This window comes from Streptomyces sp. SID4985 (assembly GCF_009863025.1).
GTDB lineage: Bacteria > Actinomycetota > Actinomycetes > Streptomycetales > Streptomycetaceae > Streptomyces.
The window spans coordinates 1-5,673 of record NZ_WWIR01000154.1 but is presented as its reverse complement, the minus strand read 5'-3'; the positions used below and the strand labels follow the sequence as shown (position 1 = coordinate 5,673).

The window sequence follows — 5,673 nt, the reverse complement described above, 5'->3', positions numbered from 1 at the left end:
TCGTCGTCGCCCGCGCCGCGCGGCGCCGGGATGCCCGGGGCGGCCAGCCGGGCGGCCATCCGCTCGCGGCGCTCGTCGGCCCTGGCGCACAGCGCCTCGGCTGCGGAACGGAAGCGCTCCAGGGAAGGCGGGTCGGACGGGCCGAGCAGGTGTTCCTTCAGCGCGGAGCGCGGCCCGGCGTAGCGGTCCTTCCCGGGGTGGCGGACCGACTCCAGCAGACCCCGGACACCCTTCGCGGACGGCGCCAGCACGACGGCCGCCGTCACGGTCGGGAAGGCGGCCCGGAACGCCTCCTCGCCCATGCCCGAGGTGTTGACGACGGCGTACGGCTTCTCGCTGGTCAGCCAGTCGGAGACCACGCTGGAGACATCGCTGATCAGCAGGTCCGCCGCATTGAAGCAGGCGAAGATCGCGGGCCGCGCGTCGGTGACGATCAGGTGCTCCCCCTGCGGGACGGACGCCCAGTAGGCGGCCTCCCAGGCGGCCGTGGCACGCTCGATCCCGGCCTCGCGGTCACCCGGCGGGGCGCCCTGGAGCAGCATGCGTTCCAGTTCGTCGGCGCCGGGCCGGAAGGAGACCGAGGTCAGCCGCTCCAGCTCGGCGGTGCGGCGGGCCAGCTCGGCGGCGGCCCCGGGGCCGGGGCGGGGACCGGAGCGCCGGGCGGCGGCCTCGCGGATCATCGCCTTGATCCGCTCGTTGGCGGCGCCCGCGCGCGGATCGACCGAGCCGGTCATCGGGTGCGGCTTGTAGACCAGGCGCACACCGGGGTCGGCCAGCAGCTCGCGCACGATGTTCTCGCCCGCGAGCACCACGGAGGTGTTGCCGGGGTTGCCGTCCCAGCCCTCCCAGGTGGGGGCGTACAGCACGGTGGTGTACGCCCCGGTGGGCGGCCCGGCGTACGGCAGGATCGGGGCCAGCTGCGGGCGGCCGACCTCGACGACGTCCTTGTCCTCGACGCCGACCTCCGCGAGCGCGTACCGCTCGCGCGCCGCCGGACCGGCCACCCACACCTCGTCGTACGCCTTGGCGTACGGGTTGCAGGAGGACAGCTTGTCGCTCTCGCCGTGGTTGATGAACGCGTGCTTGATGGAGGGGATGCGCAGCACCTGCGAGGTCCTGCCGGAGTTCGCCGGGTGCAGCATCATCTTCAGCGTCGAGTTCTCCAGCGCGAACAGGGCGGAGACCCGGGGGAAGCAGATGACCGGCACGTCGGTGGCGTCGATCCGCTGCACCATGAACCGCTCGCGCAGCACGATCAGCGGGCGTTCCAGCCGGGAGAGCGTGGACAGCCACATGTTCGCCTGGTAGGCGGAGGAGGTGCCGCCGGAGAAGTACATGGCGACGGTCGGCCGGTAGCCCGCGAGCCACCTGTCCACCCACTCCAGCACCTCGGCGTCGCTCCGAGCGCGCTTCTTCCCGGTCAGCCAGCGGGCCAGGTACAGGGTCCCGGCGCCCATCAGCGCGACGGAGACGGCGAGGCCGATCTCGCCCCAGCGTGCCTGTGCGGTGACGGCGGTGACGAGCAGGCCGACGGTCCCCGGGGCGGCGAAGGCCAGCAGCCGGTGCGCCGGGCGGCGCAGCAGAATGCGCGGCGGCGCGGTGCTCAGGTTCAGCGCGGAGGCGTCGATGTTGCGCGTGACGACCGGCAGCGAGCGGGCACGGCGCACCATCACGGCGATCGCCTGGCACAGGAAGTGCAGGCTGTAGAAGGCGCCCAGGGCGATGAGCAGCGGTGCCTGCCCGCGCTCGGGGTCCATCCCGTCGATCCGCAGCAGCGCCACCATGATCAGCATGTCGCGCAGCAGCTGTCGTACGGTCACGTCCAGGCGGATCTTGTTCAGCTGCGCCAGCGTCGCGGGCCGCCGGTACTGGAGGTACGTCTCGAACGCGGCGCCCGCCGCCGTCGCGGCGACGAAGAGCGGGACGACCGGCAGCAGCGCGCCGATCAGCTGCGCCGTGAAGAGCGCGAAGAGCGCCGACACCGCGGACAGCTGCGCGAGGCGACGGGTGACGAGTCCGGCGGAGGGCACGGGCTGGGCTCCTGCGGGTGGTGCGACGCGCGGGATGCCGCGCGGACGGTCTGAGGCCGATGCTGTCGTGGGTGAGGTCGCCCATCGCCGTGCGCGGATATGACGTCCGCCGCCGGTATCGCCCGTCGGCACAGGCCCCGCGACTCTTCCCACGCACGCAACAGATCCGTCATGCCTGACGTAACGAATGACAACGCCACGAGAAACGACATCCGGAATATTTGTGGATTTACTCCAAGCGATCACGCGCGGACCTGGCGGAAGCCGACGGGTGTCAGCGGGGGGCCGCGCGGAACCGTTACGTCCGTTGTGTCGTTCCCGGGTGGGCGGGCGAATTCCCCGCCCTTTCCCCGCTTTATGCGCCCGTGCGGGCCCGTGGCATCATCGGCCGAGGCCGATCCGTCGAACCGCCGATCCCCTGGGCCGCCGAACCACAGTCCCGCGCACGCGCACAAGGAGCACGATGAACCCCGTCCCCTCCGCCCCGGCCGCCCGTGCGACGGAAGCCGGGGGCGCGGGTGCCGTGCTGCTGGACGGCTTCTCACTGGAGATGACCGGCAAGGACGTGTCCCGCCTGGAGGAGGCCGCCCCCGGCATACCCCCGGGCACCCGGATCAACGTCACCTACCTCGCGGGCGAGGACCCAGGTACCCGGCTGGCCGCCGCCCGCGCGGTCAAGCGGCTCGGTTTCGTCCCCGTACCGCACATCTCCGCCCGCAGGCTGCCGTCCCGCGCGCACCTGGAGGAGTTCCTCGCCGGACTCGCCGCCGACGGCACCGGCGAGCACGTCTTCGTGGTCGGCGGCGACCCCGCCCGCCCCGAGGGCCCGTACGAGGACGCGCTCTCCGTCATCCGCACCGGACTGCTCCAGCGCCACGGCGTACGGCACATCGGCATCAGCGGCTACCCGGAGGGCCACCCGGACCTCACCGGTCCCGTCCTGTGGTCCGCGCTCACCGACAAGGCGGCCGCGCTCGGCGCCGAGGGGTTCGGCGGCGAGGTGATCACCCAGTTCGGCTTCGCCGTGGACCCGGTGCTGACCTGGCTGGAGGCGGTCCGGGCGCGCGGGATACGACTGCCCGTGCGCGTCGGCGTCCCCGGCCCGGCCGGAGTGCGCAGACTGCTCGGCTACGCGTCCCGCTTCGGCGTCGCCACCAGCGCCTCCGTCGCCCGCAAGTACGGCTTCTCGCTGACCAACCTCATGGGCACGGCGGGCCCGGACCGCTTCCTGGACGAGCTGGCGCTGCGGTACGACCCGGAGCGGCACGGCGTGGTGAAGGTGCACTTCTACACGTTCGGGGGGCTGCGGACGACCTCGGAGTGGGTCGGCGGATATCGCACGGCGGTCTGATCCGGGCGCGCGTCTGTGCGACCTGGGGCTGAGCCGGTCCCTGGTCACCCCCAGGTACATGTCGGATTCTCGCCAGCGTCCCGCCCTCCCGGTGGCCATCCTTGTACTCATGCGGACAGTGACGAGCGGGACGACAGGGGCAGGGACCGGGGTGGGGACGGGGGCGGCCTCGGCGGCACACCTGGACCGGGAGCACTGCGTGCACGCCGTGCAGTCGAAGGACGCCCGGTTCGACGGGTGGTTCTTCACGGCGGTGCTCACCACCGGCATCTACTGCCGGCCGAGCTGCCCGGTCGTCCCGCCCAAGCCGCGGAACATGACCTTCTACCCGAGCGCCGCCGCCTGTCAGCGGGCGGGGTTCCGGGCCTGCAAGCGCTGCCGCCCCGACGCGAGCCCCGGCTCGCCGGAGTGGAACCAGCGTGCCGACCTGGTGGCCCGCGCCATGCGGCTCATCGCCGACGGGGTCGTGGACCGCGAGGGCGTCCCCGGACTCGCCTCCCGGCTCGGCTACTCCGCCCGGCAGATCGAGCGCCAGCTCCTCGCCGAGCTGGGCGCCGGACCGCTCGCCCTGGCCCGCGCCCAGCGCGCGCAGACCGCCCGGCTGCTGATCGAGACGACCGCGATGCCCATGGCGGAGATCGCCTTCGCGTCGGGCTTCGCCTCCCTGCGCACCTTCAACGACACCGTCCGCGAGGTCTACGCCCTCACCCCGACCGAGCTGCGCGCCCGCGTACCGGCCGCCGGTCCGGCCGCCACCCCGGGCACGATCTCCCTACGGCTGCCGTACCGCGCCCCCCTGGAACCGAGCAACCTCTTCGGACACCTGGCCGCCACCGCCGTACCCGGCGTGGAGGAGTGGCGGGACGGCGCGTACCGGCGCACGCTCTCGCTGCCGTACGGGCACGGGATCGTGGCGCTCTCCCCGGCGGCCGGGCACATAGCCTGCCGTCTGACCCTGAGCGACCCGCGCGACCTCACCGTGGCGATCAGCCGCTGCCGCGCCCTGCTCGACCTGGACGCCGACCCGGCCGCCGTGGACGAGCGGCTGCGCGCCGATCCGTCGCTGGCCCCGCTGGTGGACCGCGCGCCGGGGCGGCGGGTGCCGCGCACGGTGGACGAGGCCGAGTTCGCCGTACGGGCGGTGCTCGGGCAGCAGGTGTCCACGGCCGCCGCCCGCACCCATGCGGGCCGCCTGGTCACCGCGCACGGCAAGCCGCTGGACGACCCCGAGGGCGGCCTCACCCATCTCTTCCCGAGCCCGGAGGCGCTGGCCGCGGTGGACCCGGAGACCCTGGCGATGCCGCGCACCCGACGCACCACCCTCATGACCCTGGTCGAGAGGCTCGCGGACGGCACGCTGCGGCTCGGCGCCGAGTCCGACCGGGCCGAGACCCGCGCCCGCCTGCTCGACCTGCCCGGCTTCGGGCCCTGGACCGCCGACGTCATCGCCATGCGGGCCCTGGGCGATCCCGATGCCTTCCCCGTCACCGACCTGGGGGTACGACGCGCCGCCGAGCGCCTCGGCCTCCCCGCCACCCCGGCCGCGCTCACCGGCCGCGCCGAGGCCTGGCGGCCCTGGCGGGCGTACGCCGTGCAGTACCTGTGGGCGACCGACAGCCACCCGATCAACGTCCTTCCGAACTGAGGAAGTTGCCATGAGTGCCAGCAAGCACCACACCGTCACCGACAGCCCCTACGGTCCCCTCACCCTCGTCGCGGACGCCGACGACACGCTGTGCGGCCTCTACATGGAGGGCCAGCGCCACCGCCCCGCCGAGGAGACCTTCGGCCCGCGCGACGACACCCTGAGCGCCTTCGCCGAGGCCCGCGAGCAGCTGTCGGCCTACTTCGCGGGCGACCTGACCGAATTCACCCTCCGCCTGAACCTCGCCGGCACCCCGTTCCAGCAGCGCGTCTGGGAACAGCTCACCCTCATCCCCTACGGCGAGACCCGCAGCTACGGCCAGCTCGCCACCGCCCTGGGCAACCCCACCGCCTCCCGCGCCGTCGGCCTCGCCAACGGCCGCAACCCCATCGGCATCATCGTCCCCTGCCACCGCGTCATCGGCTCCACCGGCAGCCTCACCGGCTACGGCGGCGGCCTGGCCCGCAAGCAGCGGCTCCTGGAGTTCGAGAAGACGGAAAAGGGGGAGAGCCTCTTCTGACCTACCTCGGGTTCAGCCGCCGTACCGTCCGGCCCGCGCGTTCAACGGGCCGGACGGTACGGCCCGTTGACACAGACCGTCCACGTCTCGGTGGCGGTTTCTACCCGCCCCACCCCCATCGCACCCC

The 5,673-nt window shown here is 73.4% G+C and carries 4 protein-coding genes; 3 read left to right on the top strand and 1 reads right to left on the bottom strand.

Annotated features, from left to right (window positions below; translation table 11 throughout):
* The coding region (locus GTW40_RS06175; RefSeq protein WP_161179137.1) for a hypothetical protein at window positions 1–2,030 on the bottom strand (2,030 nt) is incomplete at its 3' end.
* A 463-nt stretch (window positions 2,031–2,493) separates the two neighbouring features.
* Here GTW40_RS06175 and GTW40_RS06170 point away from each other — a divergent pair.
* The 3 genes from GTW40_RS06170 to GTW40_RS06160 all read left to right on the top strand — a co-directional run bounded on the left by GTW40_RS06170 (window position 2,494) and on the right by GTW40_RS06160 (window position 5,546).
* Window positions 2,494–3,381, top strand: coding sequence for a methylenetetrahydrofolate reductase (locus GTW40_RS06170; RefSeq protein ID WP_202485471.1), 888 nt, complete (start codon window positions 2,494–2,496; stop codon window positions 3,379–3,381).
* 109 nt (window positions 3,382–3,490) lie between these two features.
* Window positions 3,491–5,026 (top strand): DNA-3-methyladenine glycosylase 2, encoded by a 1,536-nt coding sequence (locus tag GTW40_RS06165; RefSeq protein WP_237525362.1) that lies wholly within the window; start codon window positions 3,491–3,493, stop codon window positions 5,024–5,026.
* A 10-nt stretch (window positions 5,027–5,036) separates the two neighbouring features.
* Window positions 5,037–5,546, top strand: coding sequence for a methylated-DNA--[protein]-cysteine S-methyltransferase (locus GTW40_RS06160; RefSeq protein ID WP_161179136.1), 510 nt, complete (start codon window positions 5,037–5,039; stop codon window positions 5,544–5,546).
* The last annotated feature ends 127 nt before the right edge of the window (window positions 5,547–5,673 follow it).